The organism is Mesorhizobium sp. KACC 23794, assembly GCF_052180275.1.
GTDB lineage: Bacteria > Pseudomonadota > Alphaproteobacteria > Rhizobiales > Rhizobiaceae > Kumtagia.
This window is the reverse complement of record NZ_CP197465.1, coordinates 6,585,720-6,604,549: the sequence shown is the minus strand read 5'-3', so window position 1 is coordinate 6,604,549 and position 18,830 is coordinate 6,585,720. Positions and strand designations below refer to the sequence as shown.

17 protein-coding genes are annotated in these 18,830 nt (G+C 65.0%); 7 read left to right on the top strand and 10 right to left on the bottom strand.

Features of this window, described 5'->3' with window-relative positions; genetic code table 11:
• Positions 1-20 precede the first annotated feature (20 nt).
• The 6 genes from ACSBOB_RS31955 to polA all read right to left on the bottom strand — a co-directional run bounded on the left by ACSBOB_RS31955 (position 21) and on the right by polA (position 7,178).
• The gene (locus ACSBOB_RS31955; RefSeq protein WP_442580034.1) at positions 21-2,240 is read right to left on the bottom strand and encodes a caspase family protein; all 2,220 of its coding nucleotides are present in this window, start codon (positions 2,238-2,240) and stop codon (positions 21-23) included.
• A 253-nt stretch (positions 2,241-2,493) separates the two neighbouring features.
• The gene (locus tag ACSBOB_RS31950) at positions 2,494-2,748 is read right to left on the bottom strand and encodes a hypothetical protein (protein WP_442580033.1); all 255 of its coding nucleotides are present in this window, start codon (positions 2,746-2,748) and stop codon (positions 2,494-2,496) included.
• A 126-nt stretch (positions 2,749-2,874) separates the two neighbouring features.
• Complete coding sequence (locus tag ACSBOB_RS31945; RefSeq protein WP_442580032.1) at positions 2,875-3,174, bottom strand: hypothetical protein; 300 nt, start codon at positions 3,172-3,174, stop codon at positions 2,875-2,877.
• 46 nt (positions 3,175-3,220) lie between these two features.
• Positions 3,221-3,439: a cysteine rich repeat-containing protein gene (locus tag ACSBOB_RS31940; RefSeq protein ID WP_442580031.1), complete on the bottom strand. Its 219-nt coding sequence runs from the start codon at positions 3,437-3,439 to the stop codon at positions 3,221-3,223.
• Between the two features lie 111 nt (positions 3,440-3,550).
• A complete protein-coding gene (locus ACSBOB_RS31935) occupies positions 3,551-4,090 on the bottom strand; it encodes a LysE family translocator (RefSeq protein ID WP_442583896.1) in 540 nt (179 codons plus the stop codon).
• Positions 4,091-4,166: 76 nt separating this feature from the next.
• A complete protein-coding gene (polA, locus tag ACSBOB_RS31930; RefSeq protein ID WP_442580030.1) occupies positions 4,167-7,178 on the bottom strand; it encodes a DNA polymerase I in 3,012 nt (1,003 codons plus the stop codon).
• A 78-nt stretch (positions 7,179-7,256) separates the two neighbouring features.
• Between polA and ACSBOB_RS31925 the strand changes: the two genes are divergently transcribed.
• The 3 genes from ACSBOB_RS31925 to ACSBOB_RS31915 all read left to right on the top strand — a co-directional run bounded on the left by ACSBOB_RS31925 (position 7,257) and on the right by ACSBOB_RS31915 (position 10,416).
• Positions 7,257-8,054: a hypothetical protein gene (locus ACSBOB_RS31925; protein ID WP_442580029.1), complete on the top strand. Its 798-nt coding sequence runs from the start codon at positions 7,257-7,259 to the stop codon at positions 8,052-8,054.
• A 344-nt stretch (positions 8,055-8,398) separates the two neighbouring features.
• Positions 8,399-9,784, top strand: coding sequence for a M20/M25/M40 family metallo-hydrolase (locus tag ACSBOB_RS31920; RefSeq protein WP_442580028.1), 1,386 nt, complete (start codon positions 8,399-8,401; stop codon positions 9,782-9,784).
• A gap of 14 nt (positions 9,785-9,798) precedes the next feature.
• Positions 9,799-10,416 carry a ribonuclease D gene (locus tag ACSBOB_RS31915; protein ID WP_442580027.1) on the top strand — a complete coding sequence of 206 codons (618 nt, stop codon included), beginning with the start codon at positions 9,799-9,801 and terminating at the stop codon, positions 10,414-10,416.
• A gap of 159 nt (positions 10,417-10,575) precedes the next feature.
• Here the strand turns inward: ACSBOB_RS31915 and ACSBOB_RS31910 are convergent, their stop codons facing one another.
• Positions 10,576-12,060: a DUF2793 domain-containing protein gene (locus ACSBOB_RS31910; protein ID WP_442580026.1), complete on the bottom strand. Its 1,485-nt coding sequence runs from the start codon at positions 12,058-12,060 to the stop codon at positions 10,576-10,578.
• A gap of 420 nt (positions 12,061-12,480) precedes the next feature.
• Positions 12,481-12,915 (bottom strand): SRPBCC family protein, encoded by a 435-nt coding sequence (locus ACSBOB_RS31905; RefSeq protein ID WP_442580025.1) that lies wholly within the window; start codon positions 12,913-12,915, stop codon positions 12,481-12,483.
• Between the two features lie 129 nt (positions 12,916-13,044).
• Here ACSBOB_RS31905 and ACSBOB_RS31900 point away from each other — a divergent pair, with 129 nt between their 5' ends.
• Together ACSBOB_RS31900 and ACSBOB_RS31895 are read left to right on the top strand one after the other, a co-directional pair.
• Positions 13,045-14,124 (top strand): adenylate/guanylate cyclase domain-containing protein, encoded by a 1,080-nt coding sequence (locus ACSBOB_RS31900; RefSeq protein ID WP_442583895.1) that lies wholly within the window; start codon positions 13,045-13,047, stop codon positions 14,122-14,124.
• 693 nt (positions 14,125-14,817) lie between these two features.
• Positions 14,818-15,267 carry a DUF2214 family protein gene (locus ACSBOB_RS31895; RefSeq protein ID WP_442580024.1) on the top strand — a complete coding sequence of 150 codons (450 nt, stop codon included), beginning with the start codon at positions 14,818-14,820 and terminating at the stop codon, positions 15,265-15,267.
• Here the strand turns inward: ACSBOB_RS31895 and nth are convergent.
• Entirely contained in the window at positions 15,261-16,046 is a 786-nt protein-coding gene (nth, locus tag ACSBOB_RS31890; RefSeq protein WP_442580023.1) for an endonuclease III, read from the bottom strand. The two genes, ACSBOB_RS31895 and nth, sit on opposite strands and share 7 nt — an antisense overlap.
• Positions 16,047-16,068: 22 nt before the next feature.
• Here nth and ACSBOB_RS31885 point away from each other — a divergent pair, with 22 nt between their 5' ends.
• A complete protein-coding gene (locus tag ACSBOB_RS31885) occupies positions 16,069-16,557 on the top strand; it encodes a DUF2244 domain-containing protein (RefSeq protein ID WP_442580022.1) in 489 nt (162 codons plus the stop codon).
• Between the two features lie 33 nt (positions 16,558-16,590).
• Here ACSBOB_RS31885 and ACSBOB_RS31880 read toward each other — a convergent pair whose 3' ends face one another.
• Positions 16,591-17,673 (bottom strand): hypothetical protein, encoded by a 1,083-nt coding sequence (locus ACSBOB_RS31880; protein WP_442580021.1) that lies wholly within the window; start codon positions 17,671-17,673, stop codon positions 16,591-16,593.
• Positions 17,674-17,868: 195 nt separating this feature from the next.
• Between ACSBOB_RS31880 and ACSBOB_RS31875 the strand changes: the two genes are divergently transcribed.
• Positions 17,869-18,789 carry a methylated-DNA--[protein]-cysteine S-methyltransferase gene (locus ACSBOB_RS31875; protein ID WP_442583894.1) on the top strand — a complete coding sequence of 307 codons (921 nt, stop codon included), beginning with the start codon at positions 17,869-17,871 and terminating at the stop codon, positions 18,787-18,789.
• The last annotated feature ends 41 nt before the right edge of the window (positions 18,790-18,830 follow it).

Sequence of the window (18,830 nt, the reverse complement as noted above, 5' to 3'; positions counted from 1 at the left end):
AGCGCTCCCGGAATTCGGATTCATTTCGCCGGCATGGTCTCCAGCGGAAAGATCATGACCGCGCCTTTCTGCCCGCCCTTGTCGCCCAGCTTCATCGCCGACCGTGTCGAAGGCGCCACGCCGATATCCGTCAGCATGTCGCGGAAACTGCCGCCAGCGCCGATCTCGCGCGTGGCGTTGGGGACGCCGCCCTGCTGCAGGAAACTCAGATCCTCGACCTCGCTCATGGGCGGCGCTTCGGTCAGTACCGCGATCATCCGCTCCATGCCGAAACTCGTGTCGGTGAAGGCGAGCAGGCCTTCATCCACCTTGGCGCCGCTGACCAGCCGCTGCGCGCCCATGTGGGAGATCGAATAGTCGCTGCCGACATAGAGGATGTTGATGTCGACCAGTTTTGTCGACAGGTTCTCGGCTTCGATATGCACTTCGTCGCCCGGATTGACCGCCGGGACCTTGGAGCCGTCCAGCGGCTCGAACGTGTCCGTCTTGGCATGCCGGATCTTGAAGGCGACGTTGACCTGGTCCGCCGGATAGTCCGATGCCGCCGCCAGCCGCGAAAGGCTGGTCGCCCGGAAGATCTTGGTGAGATTGTCGCCGACGCCCTTGGCGAGCTTCGCACGGTCGTTGTTGTCGATCGCCACTAGCGGTGGTTTCTGGCCGCCTTCCAGCGACAGTTCGCCTGACGGCGGCAGGAACCACAGCGCGGGTGTCTTCGCTGCGTCGGGCGCGGCGCCCTTGACCTTGTCCTCGCGCAGCACTGCAAGTCGCAGATCGGCCTCGGCGCCCGGTGCCACCAGCTCGATGTTGAATTTTCGGTCCGCCCCCGCGGCAATTTCGTCAAGCACCGCATTGGCCAGCGCCACATCCTCGGCATTGCCGTCGGCCTCCGCCGGCCGCGCGACCTTCAGCTTGAAGTCGACCACCACCTCCGCCAGCCGCGCATAGGTGTTGGCGGGCATCTGGTCGAGTTTCAGCGCCGGTTTTCCGTCATAGGCGACCGGGGTGACACGGCTGGTCAGGTTCTTGGCGGACTGCACTTCGAGATAGCCGAGGGTCTCGGAAAGCTCGGAGGTCGGCGACGGCAGGATCGCCAGCCGCGTCCCCTTCGACAGCCTGTGCAGCATGCCGGCCGGCACGGTCGCGGCGCCGTCCTTCACCTCCAGCGGCCATTGCATGACCGTGTCGATCTTCTCGCTGCCGAAGACACGCGCGTCCAGGTCGCCCTCGAACAGCGGCGTCGGCCGCTGGCGCGAATCCGCCGAATATTGCTGCAGCACGGCGTGTCCGAGCTGGCGGTAGGTGATGTTGGGGTTCTCCGCCAACTTGGAGAAGATCGTATAGGTGAAGAGCCCGTATTTCTGCGCGTCGGCCGAGCCTTTCGGCAGCGGCATTTCCGGCGTCGTCTCGATCGTCTGCGCGGCGAAGAACGCCACCAGCCCACTCTTGCCGATCGGCTTTGCGCTGGTCGGCTCCTGGCCGGCCAGATCGACCGCGCGGGATGCGTCCCCGTCGCTCGCCGCGGCGTCCATGACCCCCAGCGCTGCCTCGCGCGTGCTGTCGTCGGACGCCTGCGTGCCGACCATCGCCGAGGCGGGAATACCGAGATCCTCGAACTCCACCTTGCGTTCCGTTTCGAGATCGGCGCTGACGGGAGCTGCGCGGGTAGCGGTGCCGGAATGGCAGGCGTCGATGATGAACCAGACGAAGGCGCCCTTGTCGCGGATCGCATCCAGCGCAGCGCCGATGTCGTCGTCCATCAGCGCATTGGGAACGCCCTTGCTCTGGTCCACCCATTTGCCGGTGTCGGAGGGCAGGAAAATCTCGTCCAGCCGGTCGCTCTCCGACCCGGCCTTGATCTCGGGCTGCTGCGCGCCGTGGCCGGACAGGTGGATATAGACGAAGTCGTCGCGCTCTGCCTTATCGGCCACCGATTTGAGCGCCGCCAGGATGTTGGCATGGGTCGGCGAGGCCGTCGCCCGGTCGACGCCGTCGGCCAGAAGCGACACGTTTTTGGCATCGAATGCAACCGGAGCGCGCGTCTCCAGATAGTCGCGCACCAGAACCGCGTCATGGTTGGGCCCGACCAGAGCCACTTTCGGCGGCAGGTTCGGATAGGCGGTGACCGCGACCAGAACCGCGTAGTTGGTCCTGGCCATGGCCGGCGCGGCGGAGATCGCCGCGAGGCAAAACGCCATCGCCGACGCGGCCAACAGCGCGCGTTTCCTCATCCAGCCCGTCATGCCGAAAACTCCCCAGCCCGAATTCACCCCGCGCGCATCTGCCCGCATGATTTTGTCAGTATTTTGGAGCGGTCGCTGAGATCAACCCGAAACGACGGCCGGATGCCGAGTGGACCAGAGGATCAACGAAAAGTGAAATGAATTCTTGATCTTGTAGGGAGGAGCAGCCGAATGCGGGAGAGGCCGGCGCTATTGCAACGCTGCGGGACGCGAAGCGCCGCAGGCGTCGATTGTGGCGCGGGTGGCTAAAAGCTTATTGGGGCTGCAGCTGATCGCCTGTGCCCGGCACCGTATCGTCTCCGATCGCGGCGCAGTCCTGGCCGATGCATTCCACAGGCGCCTGGGCAGGCGCCGGCGCTGCACAATCCTGGCCCTCGCATTCTTGCAGCGGCCTGTTCTCGCCCTGCATGCAGTTCTGTCCCTCGCAGGACACTGCCGGCACGTCCTCGGCAAAGGCCGGGTGGCTAAGGCCAAGCAGGATTGCGGCAAGCAGGGCGGCACGGCTCATGATCGGGTCTCCGGGACGCGGCAGATATTACACCGCGCCCGTCACTTTCCTGCAAACGGCGCAGGAGCAATTTTAAGGAATTGCATAGGCGATGGCCGCCTATGCAGAACTTACCCACGCGGGCGATCAGTTGATGACGACCAGCACATATCGGTTGTTGTAATACTGGTAGTAGGTTTTCCCGCAGCGCCATAGCACGACACCGCCGATCCTGGTGCGCACGCAGCTCTTCGGCAGCGACACCACATAGGTCGTCGTGCGCTTGACCACCACGGCGGGAATGACGGCGGCGTCATTCCCTGCCACCGCCGGACGGTCGGCCATGGCCCGCGCCTCGCCCACAAGCGCCAGCCCGGCGGTATCGGCCGCAAGCAGGGCCAGCCCGACGGCAGCCGCGCCCAGCCAGCGATAAGCACCATGTCTCATGATTGTTTTCCCTCTCTGCGGAACCGCCGGATCGGCGGGCCAACGCCTATTTCTGGTGTGTCTCGACGACCTTCTGGCAGGCGGGCGTCAGCTTGTCCTTCTGCTTGGCCAGGCACTCCAGCACGCGCCCACCCCCCGGCGCAACGTCGGAACAGAATTTCTGGTAGTCCGCCTGGCAAGCCGCCCGCTCGGACGCAGTCTGGGCGAGCGCGTCGCCGGCGACCATCGCAAACAGGACGGCAGCGATTATTCTTGCGGTGCGCATCGATCATCCCCCCGAACACAGAGCCATTTCACTTGACGGCCAAAACAGCGGCCCGTCAAGTTAAGGCAAGGCTCTCCGGCGAGGGGCATTTGTCGTCATGACCGCAAGTTGTCATCGCGCGGTCGACCAGCCGAACCAGAGGGCGACGGCGGCCAGCAGCGCCGACAGCACACGCCTCGCAAAGCGTTCGCGGCGGGGATCGTTGAGGAACGGTTCGAGCGCACCGGCCAGAACCACGATCGCCGCATGCACCGCGGTCGCCACGGCCACATAGGCGGCTGTCAGCGTCAAAGTCTGCGACAGCAGCGGTTTTGCCGCGTCGATGAAAGTCGGCAGCACGGCGACATAGAAGACGGCCGCCTTGGGGTTGAGCAGATTGGTCGTCAGCCCTCGCCGGAAATAGCGGCCATGGTCCTGGCTTGCCGCCGCGACGTCGGTTCCCGTTGTCCAGCCCTCCCAGGCGAGGTAAAGCAGGAACAGGACACCCGCCCAGCGCAGCCCCTCGTAGAGCAGCGTCGAGGCCTGGATGATCTCCGCCACGCCGAACGCCGCGACAAGCCCGACGATGCCGAGCCCGAGCGCCACGCCGGCCACGGTGGCGAAGCCGGCGCGCCGCCCGTTGCTGGCGGCCACCAGCGCCAGATAGGTCATGTTGGGACCGGGCGTCAGCTCGATCAGGAACGAGGCGAGTGTGAAGGAGAGCAGCGTCGGCAGGTCGACCGGCAACTCAATGCGCCTCGTCCCAATTGTCCGCCGCCCGCGCGTCGACCTTCAGCGGCACGGCCAGCGACACGGCCGGCATCGCCGCTTGCTCCATGACATGCTGGATGACCGGCAGCGTGCGCGCCACCTCGTCGTCGGCGGTCTCGAAGATCAGCTCGTCATGCACCTGCAGCAGCATGCGCGCCGACAGGCCGGCCTTTTCCAGCGCATCGTCCATGCGCACCATGGCGCGGCGGATGATGTCGGCCGCCGATCCCTGGATCGGCGCGTTGATCGAGGCGCGCTCGTTGAAGGCGCGCACCGACGGATTGGGCGAGCGGATTTCGGGATAGTGCGCCTTGCGCCCGAAGATCGTCTCCACATAACCCTTGTCGCGGCAGAAGGCTTTTGTAGAATCCATGTATCCCTTGATACCGGGGAACCGCTCGAAATATTTCCTAATATAGTCGCCGGCCTCCTCGCGCGGGATCGATAGCTGGTTGGCGAGGCCGAAGGCCGAGATGCCGTAGATGATGCCGAAATTGATCGCCTTGGCGCGCCGCCGCACGTCCGGCGGCATGCCTTCGACCGGCACGTTGAACATCTCGGATGCGGTCATGGCATGAATGTCGATGCCGTCGGCGAACGCTTGCCGCAATTGCGGGATGTCGGCGACATGCGCCAGCACGCGCAGCTCGATCTGCGAATAGTCGGCCGAGATCAGCTTGTTGCCCTTGTCGGCAATGAAGGCGGTGCGGATTTTCCGGCCTTCCGAGGTGCGGATCGGGATGTTCTGGAGATTGGGTTCCGACGACGACAGCCGCCCCGTCGTCGTCGCGGCCATGGCGTAGGACGTGTGCACGCGCCGGGTCTCGGGATGCACATAGCCGGGCAGGGCGTCGGTATAGGTCGACTTCAGCTTGGTCAGTTGCCGCCAGTCGACGATTTTTCGCGGCAGCTCGTGGCCTTCGGCGGCGAGATCCTCCAGCACCTGCGCCGAGGTCGACCATTGCCCGGTCTTGGTCTTCGAACCGCCCGGCATACCCATGCGCCCGAACAATATGTCGCCGAGCTGTTTCGGCGAGCCGATGGTGAAGCGCTCGCCCGCCAACTGATAGATCTCGTCCTCGAACGCCGCAGCACGCTGCGCCAGTTCACCCGACAGCCGCGACAGGATCTGCCGGTCGATCGAGATGCCGTGCTGCTCCATGCGCGCCAGCACCCGCACCAGCGGCCGCTCCAGCCGCTCGTAGACCGACATCATGCCTTCGGCGACCAGCCGCGGCTTCAGCGCCAGCCAGAAGCGCAGCGTCACGTCGGCGTCCTCGGCGGCGTAGGCGGTGGCGCGGTCGAGCGGCACGTAATCGAAAGTCACCTGCGCCTTGCCGCTGCCGGTCACGTCCTTGAAGGCGATGGTCTTGTGGCCGAGCAGTCGCTCCGCCAGCGCGTCCATATTATGATTGGCGACGCCGGCGTCGAGCACGTAGGACATCAGCATCGTGTCGTCATAGGGCGCAATGTCGACGCCGTAGCGCTGCAGGATGACGAGGTCATATTTGACGTTCTGCAGGACCTTCAGGACCGAGCGGTCCTCCATCAGCGGCTTGATGATCGCCATCGCCTCGCGCACTGGAATCTGGCCTTCGACAACGCCGCCGCCGAGCAGGTCGCCGGTGCCGGACTTGTGGATCAGCGGTATGTAGGCGGCATAACCGGGCCGGATCGCCAGCGAGAAGCCGACCAGTTCGGCCTGCATCGGGTCGAGCGAGGTGCTCTCGGTGTCAACCGCCACCACGCCAGCCGCCTGCGCCTCCGCCACCCAGGCGCGCAAGGTGCCGGTGTCGCGAATGCAGACATAGGCGCTGGTGTCGATCTTCTGCGCTGCCGCGGCTTCGGTGCGGGCGGCGGCGAGGGCGGCTGGCGTTTCCTCCCCCCTTGAGGGGGAGGTGCCGCCGAAGGCGGCGGTGGGGGTCGCTGCGGCAGTGCTCGACGTTCCGGCGGTGCCTTCTGAGGTTACCCCCTCTGGCCTGCCGGCGTCCTTCGGACCTCCGTCAAGGGGGAAGAGACCAGCCCCCACATCCGGCCCATGCACATCCTTGGTCTCGACGGTCACCGTGCCCGCCTCGACGGCGCTGGCATCCGTGCCGCTCGCTTCCGCCACGCGCCGCGTCAGTGTCGTGAATTCCATCGCCTTGAGAAATGAAATCAGCTTCGGCCCATTCGGCGGCTGCAGGATAAAATCCTCGAGCCCTTCGCCCTGCTTCACCGGCACGTCGTTCTTAAGCCGCACCAGATCGCGCGAGATGCGCGCCTTGTCGGCATTGTCGATGATCGACTGGCGGCGCTTGTCCTGCTTGATCTCGCCGGCCCGCGCCAAAAGCGCATCGAGGTCGCCGAACTGTTCGAGAAGCTGCGCCGCCGTCTTCGGCCCGATGCCGGGCACGCCGGGCACATTGTCGACCGAGTCGCCGGTCAGCGCCTGCAGATCGATCATCTTTTCCGGCGGCACGCCCCATTTCTCGATGACCTCGGGGATTTTTATCTCCTTGTCCTTCATCGGGTCGTACATGGAGACGGTCTCGCCGACCAACTGCATCAGATCCTTGTCGGAGGAGACAATGGTGGTGTCGCCGCCCGCCTCGCAGGCCAGCCGCGCATAGGTGGCGATCAAATCGTCGGCCTCGAAACCCTCCATCTCGATGCAGGGCAGGTCGAAGGCCCGCGTCGCCTGGCGGATCAGCCCGAACTGCGGGATCAGGTCTTCGGGCGGCGCCGAGCGGTTCGCCTTGTATTCGGGATAGAGTTCGTTGCGGAACGTCTTCGACGAATAGTCGAAGATCACCGCGAAATGCGTCGGCGTCGCGCCGACATCGGTGTTGCGCGCGTCCTGCATCAGCTTCCACAGCATGTTGCAGAAACCCGACACCGCGCCGACCGGCAGCCCGTCGGATTTGCGGGTCAGCGGCGGCAGTGCGTGATAGGCGCGAAAAATGTAGCCGGAGCCGTCGACGAGGAAGAGGTGATCGCCTTTTTTCATGGGCGAAGGGATAGCGCGGCGCGGCCTCCCGGTCCATGCCCAAGCCGCCGGTGCCGTCATCTCCTGACAGCAACTACTGTGCTCTACCTAGCCAAATCCGCATTTTGTGTGCTTGATCGCCGGGGTGAAAGCCGTGGCATCGACCCTTGTCCAATGACTGTTAATCTGCAATTTCCAAACCAACGTTGCGAGCACGCTTGGGAAGCCTACGCCGGCATGGAGCGGTCCGGCAGCCGCGCCGAAAAGCTGTCCACGCTGGATGCCTTTATCTCCGAACTCATCTCGGGCTCGCCAGAGGGGCGAAGGGGCTTTGTCGAGAGTTGGTGCGCCGCTTTCCTCGACGGCGACGCCGTGTCCGAATTGTCGCTGGGCGACGGCGAGTGGATGCGGCTGCCGCTGTTCCGATCGGTCTTCCGGCAAATCCTCGAAACCAGGCGATCGGAAAAACGTGCCGGATATGCGCGATGGTCGGCCCAACTCCATGGCCTCTTCTCCAGGCCGGAAGGAGGCTATGGGCAATACGAGCTATCGGCAAAAGCGTTACTCCGGGAGGCGCTTCAGGTCGATCCAGCAGACGCAAGAGCTCGCGCCTTGTTGATCGAGGACATACTTTCGGATGTTGAATATGATTGCCACGAACTGCCCTACGGCCTGCTGGTGAAAGCCGAGGCCCTGTTGAAAGACATTTCCGAGGTTGAGAAACTCCTGTCGGGAACGATATGCGAGGCACGTTCTCGCAGCGGCCTCTCGGCTCTGCGCCATATCGCGGCTGGCGATTGGTCGGACAAGGTGCTGAATGAGACCTTCCGGCTGTTGGATATGAGATGCCAGATCGCAACGGAATTGCTGCCCAACCCTCATGTGGCAGGCTCCTGACTTACGCTTGCTCCGCCCCCTCACGGCTTCGTTACACACTTGTAATCTTCGCGGCCTTGAAACACCCCCTGGCGGCTTCCAAATACAGGTCATCGGCAGTTAATGCCGCGTCCGGACCAAGGCCCGTCCCCCGCCTAATCCGGACCGTGCGGCGACCCCTCCCCCCTCTCCGGGCCGCCGCATGTTTAATAAGGCCACCGTGGTTCCCCCTCCACCACGGTGGCCATTTTTCTGTCAGGACCTTCGCTCCCGACGTTCTTTGTCAGCTGGCACAATGCCGCCGGGCTTTCCGTTCGCGCCCATGATCATTAGGGTGCGCCGCAAATTCCATAAGGTTTTGCCGCATGTCCGTCGCCTCCTCCGTCCTCTCCCGTCTCGACGCCGATCTCGACCACAGTCTCGACCGGCTGTTCTCGCTGCTCCGGCTGAAATCCATCTCCACCGACCCGGCCTTCAAGGCCGATTGCCGCCAGGCGGCCGAATGGCTGGTCGCCGACCTTAAGACCATCGGTTTCGACGCCAGCGTACGCGATACGCCCGGCCATCCGATGGTGGTCGCCCATCACGACGGCCCGGCCGGCTCGCCGCATGTGCTGTTCTACGGCCACTATGACGTGCAGCCGGTAGACCCGTTGAATCTCTGGCACGACGATCCCTTTGATCCGAAGCTCAAGGAGATCGAGCCGGGCCGCAAGGTGATCACCGGCCGCGGCTCGGCCGACGACAAGGGCCAACTGATGACTTTCGTCGAGACCTGCCGCGCCTGGAAGGCGGTGCACGGATCGCTGCCCTGCCGCGTCACCATCCTGTTCGAGGGCGAGGAGGAATCCGGCTCACCTTCGCTGAAGCCCTTCCTTGAGGCCAACGCCGAGGAACTGAAGGCCGACTTCGCGCTGGTCTGCGACACCGGCATGTGGGACCAGGACACGCCGGCCATCACCGTCGGCCTGCGCGGCCTTGTCGGCGAGGAAGTGGTGGTCAAGGCCGCCAACCGCGACCTGCATTCGGGCGAGTTCGGCGGCGCCGCCGCCAATCCGGTGCGCATCCTGGCGAAAGTGCTTGCCGCCATCCACGACGACGGCGGCCGCATCACCATCCCCGGCTTCTACGACGGCGTCGAGGAGACGCCGACGCAGATCCTGAAGGCCTGGGAAGGTCTCGGCGAGACGGCCGACACTTTTCTCGGCCCGATCGGTCTCTCCGTCCCGGCCGGCGAGAAAGGCCGCTCCGTGCTGGAACTGGTCTGGGCGCGCCCGACCGCCGAGTTCAACGGCATTTCCGGCGGCTACACCGGCAAGGGTTTCAAGACCGTCATCGCCGCAGAGGCTTTTGCAAAGGTTTCGTTCAGGCTGGTCCACAAGCAGGACCCGGAAAAAATCCGCGAGGCCTTCCGCGCCTTCGTGCGTGCAAGAATCCCCGCCGACTGCTCGGTCGAATTCCACCCGCATGGCGGCTCGCCGGCGATCCAGCTCTCCTACGACTCGCCCTTCCTCATTCAGGCGCAGACCGCGCTCACCGACGAGTGGAGCAAGCCGGCGGTAATGATCGCCAGCGGCGGCTCCATTCCCGTCGTCGGCGACTTCCAGACCTATCTCGGCATGGGCTCGCTGCTGGTCGGCTTCGGCCTGTCGGACGACCGCATCCATTCGCCCAATGAAAAATACGAGCTCGCCTCCTTCCACAAGGGCCAGCGGTCCTGGGCGCGCATCCTCGAAGCCCTGTCACGCTGATGAAAAGCCCCGCCATGACCATCCGTTTCCATAAAAACGACCTGCCGAACCTCGCCAACTACAATGTCGATTCAGTCGCCATCGACACCGAAACGCTGGGGCTCAACCCGCATCGCGACCGCCTCTGCGTGGTGCAGATCTCGCCGGGCGACGGCTCGGCCGATGTCATCCAGATCGCGCTCGGCCAGAAGAAGGCGCCGAATCTCGTCTCGATCCTGCGCAACCGGTCGATCACAAAGCTGTTCCACTACGCGCGGTTCGATCTCGCCGTGCTCTACAATGCCTTCGGCGCCATGCCGGAGCCGGTGTTCTGCACGAAGATCGCCTCGCGGCTGACCCGCACCTACACCGACCGCCACGGGCTGAAGGACATCTGCTCCGAACTGCTCGGCGTCAATCTCTCCAAGGCGCAGCAATCCTCCGACTGGGCGGCCGAAACGCTTTCCCCCGAGCAACTGGAATACGCTGCCTCGGATGTGCTTTATCTCCATCGCCTGCGCGACGTTCTGGCCGGCCGGCTGGCGCGCGAGGACCGCACGAAAGTTGCCGACGCCTGCTTCCGCTTCCTCCCCACCCGCGCAAAACTCGACCTGATGGGCTGGCCGGAAGAGGATATTTTCGCGCATAGTTGAGCCTTTCCCTCCCCCTTGAGGGGAGGGTGCCGAGCGAAGCGAGGCGGGTGGGGTCGACGCGGCAGTGCTCCGACGCAAAGTGACGTTGGTGTTTGGCCGCGCCGACCCCACCCGGCCGCTTCGCGGCCACCCTCCCCTCAAGGGGGAGGGATACCGGCGCTACAACGCCCCATACGCCGCCAGATACCACGCCGAGCCGTCATACACTGTCTCGGCCCACGTATTGGTGGCCAGGTTCTTCAATCCGCCGAGCGATAGGTTGAATGCGCCGCCGCCGGTCCGCGTCAGCCGGAATCGCGCGCCGGCATAGGCGTTGGTCGCCGACAGCGTCACCGCGCGATTTGCCGTCAAGGTGCCGGTGTGCCGCTGCTCCTCCGCATTGGTCAGCACCGTCAGCGTGAAGTCCGCGTCGCTGGATACCGCCTGCTGGCCGCCGCGCGACACCCGCCGCCACGCGCTGCCGTCCGAATTCACCTGCCCGCCGCCACCGCCGAGGTCCGAGCAATGGATCATCTGCCCGGCCGGCGAAGCCGACGGCAAGGTGGCGATCGTATAGGAGCGCAGGCGGAAATGCCGGTTGGCGTCGATCACCGGCACGGTGAACAGCGACAGCCCCGTCGCATGGTCCAGCGCGCCGGCCTCGGCGATGGTGGTGCTGCCGTTCGGCGTCAGTTCGATCGTCCATTTCGTGCCGCGCGCGGTCGAGCCGTGGTTCTCGGATGCGCGGAAGGCGAGGCGACCCGAGGTCGCGCCGCCGACGATGCTGCCGTCCCAGGGGCGCACGACGAATTCGGCCATCAGCCCGGTATTGGTGATGAAGGCCGGAGACGCCAGGCTGCCGCGCGCCACGTCGGCGGCGAAGGTGGCGTGGGTGGCGTTGGTGTCGCGATAGCTGACGATCCGCAGCAGGCTCGCGGCGCCGTCGCGCAGGATGGTCTGCGCCGCGCCGGTCACCATCAGCGCCGCGTTCAGGTTGAACTGGTTGCCGAGCGTCAATTGCCCCGTCGTCTTGTCGACGGTCAGCGCCGTCGTCCAGGCCGAGCCGTCCGGCGAAACCTTCAGCGCAAGATTGTCGTCGCCGATCAAACCCAGTTCGGCGCGTCCCGAAAACCCGGTCTGCAGCAGCAGCGACAGCACGTCGGCGGCCGTCTCCTTGTTCAGCGTATAGCGCAGGTCGCCGTCGCCGCCTTCCGCCGCCGTCTTTGCCGTCCACAGCGCCTTGTTGAGCTTCGCCGAGAAGGGGTTTGTGGTGTCGGCCGTCGTGCCGATGCCGAGCAGCGCCAGGTTCTGCAGCGCGGCAAGCACGCCGTCGAGCGGCGCCCAGGCCGCGCCGGTCCAGAACACGAAGATGTCCTCGTCCTCGACATGGCTGAGGAAACCGGGTTTTGGCGCGTAGAACGACCACACCCCATCCAGCCTGTGTGCGATTTTTCCGCTCTGCCCGCTCCAGTCGCCGGTGGCGGCGGCGGCGACGATGTAGCGGTCGCCATTCAGCGGCGCACCGGGCGGGGCCGCCAGGTCGCGGTCGGCGACGCCGAGCTGCACCAGCGCATCGAGCATGCCGATCGCCTCGTTGTGCGTGACGTGCTTCTGCGCCTGCGACGGCATGATGTAGGGAAGGTCGAGATTGTCGGAAGTGTCCATGCCCGCGCCCCGTTGAAACTCGGGTGAATGATAAAACGGGCCGGAGGGCAGGGGGACGGATCGATGGTTTTATCCGTTGCGGCGTCGATGTCCGTTCATCTCGTCAGCGGGACATTTTCGCCTAACGATCTGATTTCATGCACTCTTTCGTAGCCTGCCCGGCCACTTGCAGCGCATGGCCGGAAAAATTCGTGGCCGCCGTGTCGATTCTTTTTCCCCTTTTTTGGGGAGTTTGCGCGGCGAGGATGAGACCAACGAGCCTGCGGAATACCATCGCCCCAATCCTCTCCGCCGCCTGCGGAGGTCTTCCTCCCCCGCGTTGCGGCAGGCTGGGCGTCTATCCGGTTGCGGCGAGTGGACCCAAATGGTGGCAGTTGCAATGGTCTGGTTTGCCGGCTGTTTGCGCCAATGCGACCGCGCTCATGCTTCCATGGGGCCGTCCGGCCCCGGATCGCCCCCGGCCGCGGCGACCGACAGCCTGCGCAGATAGTGGTTCCAGCCCTTTTCGTGGCTGGCGCGCTCTTCCTCGTTCGGCAGGCCGCTATGGGTGAAGCGCACCAGCGTGCCGCTGCCCTTTTCGACTAGGTCGATCTCGACCAGGCTCGATCCGGGCGGCACCGCCTCGCGCCCTTCCCATCCGAAACTGTAGGCGAGGCGATGAACCGGGATCACTTCCGTGAACTGGCCGCGGGCGGGGTGCTTGTCGCCGACGCTGACCAGATAGATTCCACCGGGGCGGGCGTCCGTGGTCGCCGTGCCCAGCCAGCGCAGGATCTTGTCGGGGTCGGTGAGAAAGGCGAAGACCGTCGCCTGCGGCGCGGCGATCTCGATCTCGGTGCGAAGTGTCTCGTTCATCGGCGGCGTCCTCCGGAGGGATACGATGTCTTCCGGCACTGGCTGCAATGTAGTCCAACCGCCGCCCGGCGCAACAAAGCTGCCGCCACCCTCATGACAGAGGCCCGGCAGCATTGCATGATCGCCGCCATGCAACTGCCCTCCGCTCTCTCCTTCCTCGTCGACGAGGCTGCTGCCTCGCCCGGCGCCGACGCCTTCCTGACGGCGATTGCCGTTCGTCTCGCCGCCGACGGATTGCCGCTCGCGGGCGGCGCGCTCACCCAGGCGGCGCCGCACCCCATCGTGGCGCGGCGCACATGGCTGTGGCGGGCCGACAGCGGAAGGGTGATCGAGGCGCTGGGCTTCGACCTCCCCGGCCTCGACGCCGGGGATCGCGCCAAGGTCGGGCACGACTGGCTGGCGGGCCTCGGCGCGGCTGCCATTCACGAGGATTTCGTTGGCGGCACGCCCGACGGCGCCGTGCTCGGCTGGGGGGCGACCCGGCCGTTCAGCGCGTCAGAACGGGACCTGCTGCGGCAAGTGGCCCGCTTTGCCGCAGCGCCGCTTGCCGCGCTCGCCGCCCGCTCGACGCTTGGCGTGCTGCTGGAAACCTATCTCGGCCGGCGCAGCGCGGCGCAGGTGCTGGCCGGTCGGCTGCGCCGCGATGCCGGCGAGACCATCCGCGCCGCGCTGCTCTACGCCGACCTGCGCGGCTTCACCGAACTGTCGGAGAAGACCGCGCCGCAGGAGGTGGTGGCGGCGCTCGACGCATGGTTCGATCGCATTGCCGGCGCTGTCCACGCTTTTGGCGGCGAGGTGCTGAAATTCATCGGCGACGGCATGCTGGCGATCTTCCCGATCGGCGAGCGCGACACCGCCGCCGCATGCGAAGCCGCGCTGCGGGCCGTCGCCGCGGCACGCGCCGGCATGGACCATCTCGACCGCGCCCGCGCCGCGCAAGGCCTGCCGCCACTGCCGTTCGGCACGGCGCTGCATGTGGGCGAGATGCTGTGGGGCAATATCGGCACCGCCGACCGCCTGGATTTCACCGCGATCGGCTCCACCGTGAACCTGGTGAGCCGGCTGGAGGGCCTGTGCCGGCCGCTCGGCCGCACGCTGCTGCTCTCCGGCGCCTTCGCGTCGGAAACCACCCGGCCCCTGATCCCGCTCGGCGAGCACACGCTGCGCGGCATCGCCGCTCCCTGCGCGGTCTATGCACTGCGGGAGTGAAGCGGGACGCCTCCGGGACGATCCATATTCACAGCACGCGATCGCGCCCTTCGATTTCACGCCTGTGGGGTTTTTCCATCAGGGACGTTCACCGGAGTACTGCCGACGACTTCAGGCAATCGCTTGAACCAAGCTGTGTATCTGTCCTCCCGGTTGCGTTCCGGCTTTCCGTCGGGTGCGCTGCCCCTCATCGCCCTGCCGGACATCTCTTCCCGTGAACGGAGCTATCGGATTCACACATCTCAACACATCGTCGACAGACAAAGGAGTTTTCCATCCCATCGGCCGTCTCTGGCTTCCGCAACGCTGAGGCATGGATTCCCGGCCTCGTGAGCGACCGCAGGGAGCGGAGAGTGTCGGGAATCCATGCCTCGGACTCAAAACCATAAATCCGATGCAAAAGAGGCTGCGCCTGTATGACGGCGAACCAGATGTGTGAACGCGATAGGTGAAGAGCGGGGAGAAAACGGCCGGCCGCGAATGCCATTGCCTTTCCTGCGCTGTTTGCGATTGGCGGAATCATTATTGAAAGCGTGACTTCCCCCCGTTCTTCACGGGGAGAGGTGCCCGGCAGGGCGATGAGGTGCGGTAACACCTTTTCAAGCGATTGCCCGCCGCCGACCTCGCCGCCGATGGACATCGCGAAAATCTCGTCCTATAAATCTTTACAACGTAAACATCGAGGTCGGTCCCATGGACGCTGCTCTTGTCGATCTTGTCCTCGCCATCGTCCATCACGGCCTGGCGTTCCTGCTCGCAGCACTGCTCGCCGTCGAACTGGCGCTGGTGCGGCCAGGCCTCGATGCGCGTGGCTTGCCTTTGCTCGGCCGCATCGACGGCGCCTACGGCATGGCGGCCGGCATGCTGATCCTGATCGGCGTCTGCCGCGTGATCTTCGGGCTGAAGGGCTGGGAGTTCTACGTCCAGAACCCGGTCTTCTGGTTGAAGATGGCGGCCTTCGCCGCGGTCGGGCTGCTCTCCATCCAGCCGACGATGCGCATCATCCGCTGGCGCCGTGCCGCATCCGGCGCCGTTCCCGAGGCCGAGATTATCGCCCTGCGCTTCTGGCTGAAGGCGGAGGCCGGCTTTTTCGCCCTCATCCTGGTCTTCGCCGCCGCCATGGCGCGCGGTTTTGGCTACTGAGCCGCCTCCAGCCCGCCGCTCGACCCGATCTCGACCAGCGGCGCGGGAATGGACGTCGTCTTCTCCGGCGACTTGCAGATGTCGGCGATCACGCAGCGCGGGCAGTCCGGCTTGCGCGCCTTGCACACATAACGCCCGTGCAGGATCAGCCAGTGATGCGCGTGGCGCATGTATTCCGGCGGAATGATGCGCACCAGCCCGGCCTCCACCTGCTCGGGCGTCTTGCCGGGCGCCAGCAGCAGCCGGTTGCCGATCCGGAAGATGTGCGTGTCGACGGCCATGGTCGGCTGGCCGAATGCCATGTTCAGCACGACATTGGCGGTCTTGCGCCCGACCCCGGGCAGCTTGACGAGCTCCTCGCGATCCGCCGGCACCGCGCCGCCATGGTCGCGGATCAGGGCTTCCGACAGCGCCACAACATTCCTGGCCTTGCCGCGCCACAGGCCGATGCTTCGAATGAATTGCCCGACCTTGTCCTCGCCCAGCGCCAGCATCTTTTGCGGCGTGTCGGCCACGGCAAACAGGGCGCGCGTCACCTTGTTGACGCCGGCGTCCGTCGCCTGCGCCGACAGCACCACGGCGACCAGCAGCGTGAAGGCGTTGACGTGCTCGAGTTCGCCCTTCGGCTCCGGCCTTTGCACCGAGAATCGCCGAAAGATCTCGTGGACCTCGTCGGGCCGATAGACCGAATGGGGCCGTGCCGGCCGTGGCCGCGGCTTGACGTTCGAGCCGTCGCGCGTGCCGGCGGGTGCGACGCTTTTTGACTTGGGATTTTTCATGAGCCTTCTATAATTATTCGCCATGGACGACACAAACGACAGTCCTGCCGACGAGCCGTTCTTCCGCGCGCTGCTGACCCCGCACCGCTCGCTGGGGCGGATCGGCTTCGCGATCCTCATGGGAACGCTGCTGTTCGGCTGGCTGGTCACCGGCGCGTTCTTCCTGTCGAAGGGCGCCTGGCCGGTTTTCGGCTTCTTCGGCCTCGACGTGCTCGCCGTCTACATCGCCTTCCGCCTGAACTACCGCGCCGCCCGCGCCCGCGAAGAGGTCTCCGTTTCGCGCACCTCGCTCGACATCAAGAAGACAGCGCCGTCCGGCCGTTCCGAGGCGCACCGCTTCAACCCGTTCTGGGCGCGCTTTTCCGTCTCGCGCCACGACGAGATCGGCATCACGCGCATGGCCGTGGAATCGCGCGAGGAAACCGTCTCGATCGGCTCCTTCCTCAACCCCGACGACCGCGAAAGTTTCGCCGCTGCGTTTTCGAACGCGCTGGCTAAGGCGAAGAGTTGAGTGGGCGATAGACGGCGTAATCGAAGAACGCCCTCAAATCCCTTTCTGGACAGGCTTGAAACCGGATCCGCGTAACGCCAGCATCACGGTTCCCAAGACGAGCAATCCGGCTCCGGAGAGGTTGACGGGAAGACCCATGTATATCGGCAAGAGAACGGCGCCCACGCATAGGATGATTTGAATCGCTGCCACCGCCAGAAGAACAAGCGCCGACCAACCGTTCGATCCATCGCGCCACGAGAGCCGGAAGTTATAAGAATAGGCGAAAACGAAGGCCGGAATGAGAACGACCGTCATCGCCAGGTGTCCGACCTCGAAGAACGACGGTGCGAGAAATGGCCAGCCCGGCATTTCAGTCGGGAGCACGAGAAAGGCAAATCCTGCCAACACGCCGGCGAGGTAGGGCGGCCACAGCAGGATAGAGGTTCTAGCTGTGCCGGTTGGGCTACCGTTTCGCGATAGAAGCAGGTTGGCAAAGACGACCAGAGCCATTCCGGCGGCCAGACACAGCGCCACGATCAGCAACTGGCCGCCCGATGCCGCCCCTGTTCGTAACATTTCGACCAGCGTCGATGCCTGGCCGGGCAAATCCGCGAGAAACGGTATAGCCATCAGCGGCCAGAAACCGCTGCCAAGTTCCGAAAATCCGAAATCGTCGGCCAGCCAGATCGTCAGGGCCGTGCTGGCGACGAAGCAGGCAAGCGCGGCCAGCACAACACCGGTTTCCGGCCTCAAAATCTCGCCCCCTGCAAGCGCCGCCAGCACCCCGTAGCCTTCCCAGGCTGCCAGCGCCAATGACAGCGCAAACACGATTATGGCTAGGCGTCGCGCGTTCCGGATCGAGCTTGTTTGCCACCGTGCCAGCGGCGGAACGGCCAGTTTTGCAATTTCCGTATAGGCCAGGATCGTGAAGAGAGGGAAGATGCCGAGCGCGAATATCGAAAGGTTTGATGGGGCAGCGCCAGATAGGAAGTATGGTTGCGCTCTGTCGAAATCGAGGCCAGGCAGCGGGATTCTCCAGCCAACGACCATGATGACAACCAGCAATGCCATTGTCGTTGCCACCCGCCGCTCGGGCAAAAACGCTGTGAAAGTCGACCTGCTCGCTTCAGCCATCAAGCCCACCACTGGTTGAAGCCTGTTTAGGTCAAGACATGTGAAAGGAGAAGAGCAATGGGCGGCACATGGATGATCTGTTCGGACCATCAACTCCCGTCACGCAGCCGCACAAGCAAGTTTCGGGTGGTTTCGTGTCCTCGCTGGCCCGATATTCGCGGTCAAGGAGACATTGCCATGAACGTCCATCCCGCTATGAATACCGCCATGTCGTCAAAAACGTCGCCCGTCCTGCAACGAGACATCACGCCCGAGGGCAGCGACTATTCGACCGTCCGCCGGGTAATCGAAAAGATCAGCCTCGATTATCGCGATCAGCCGTCGCTGGAGGCGCTGGCGGAAGATGTCGGCGAGACGCCGACCGGCCTGCAAAAGCTGTTCACCCGCTGGGCCGGCCTGTCGCCAAAAGCATTCCTACAGGCGGTGACCCTGGATCATGCGCGAAAATTGCTCGACGACGGTATGCCGCTGCTGGAGACCTCTTATGAAGTCGGCATGTCCGGCCCCAGCCGGCTGCACGACCTGTTCGTCACCCACGAGGCGATGTCGCCCGGCGACTACAAGACCCGTGGCGCCGGCCTGACGATCCGCTACGGCTACCACATCTCGCCCTTCGGCATCGCGCTGGTCATGGTCACCGACCGGGGGCTGGCCGGCCTGTCCTTCAATGACCCCGGCGAGGAGCGGGCGGCCTTCGCCGACATGAGCGGCCGCTGGCCGAACGCAACTTATGTCGAGGACATGTCGGCGACCGCGCCCTATGCGGCCCGCATCTTCGACCCGACGCTCTGGCGGTCCGACCAGCCGCTGCGCGTCGTCATGATCGGCACGGACTTCCAGGTCAGCGTCTGGGAAGCGCTGCTCAGGATCCCGATGAACAAGGCCTGCAGTTACTCCGCGATCGCGGCCGGCGTCGGCAGGCCGAATGCCTCGCGCGCCGTCGGCGCCGCCATCGGCGCCAACCCGCTTTCCTTCGTGGTGCCTTGCCACCGGGCGCTTGGAAAATCCGGCGCGCTCACCGGATACCACTGGGGCCTCACCCGCAAGCGCGCCATCCTCGGCTGGGAGGCCGGCCAACTCTCTGCTCTGGGCGCGGTCGGCGGCGGGAAGGCCTGATCGCGTCAAGCCTGTTCGGTCGAAAAGACAGCCAAAATACC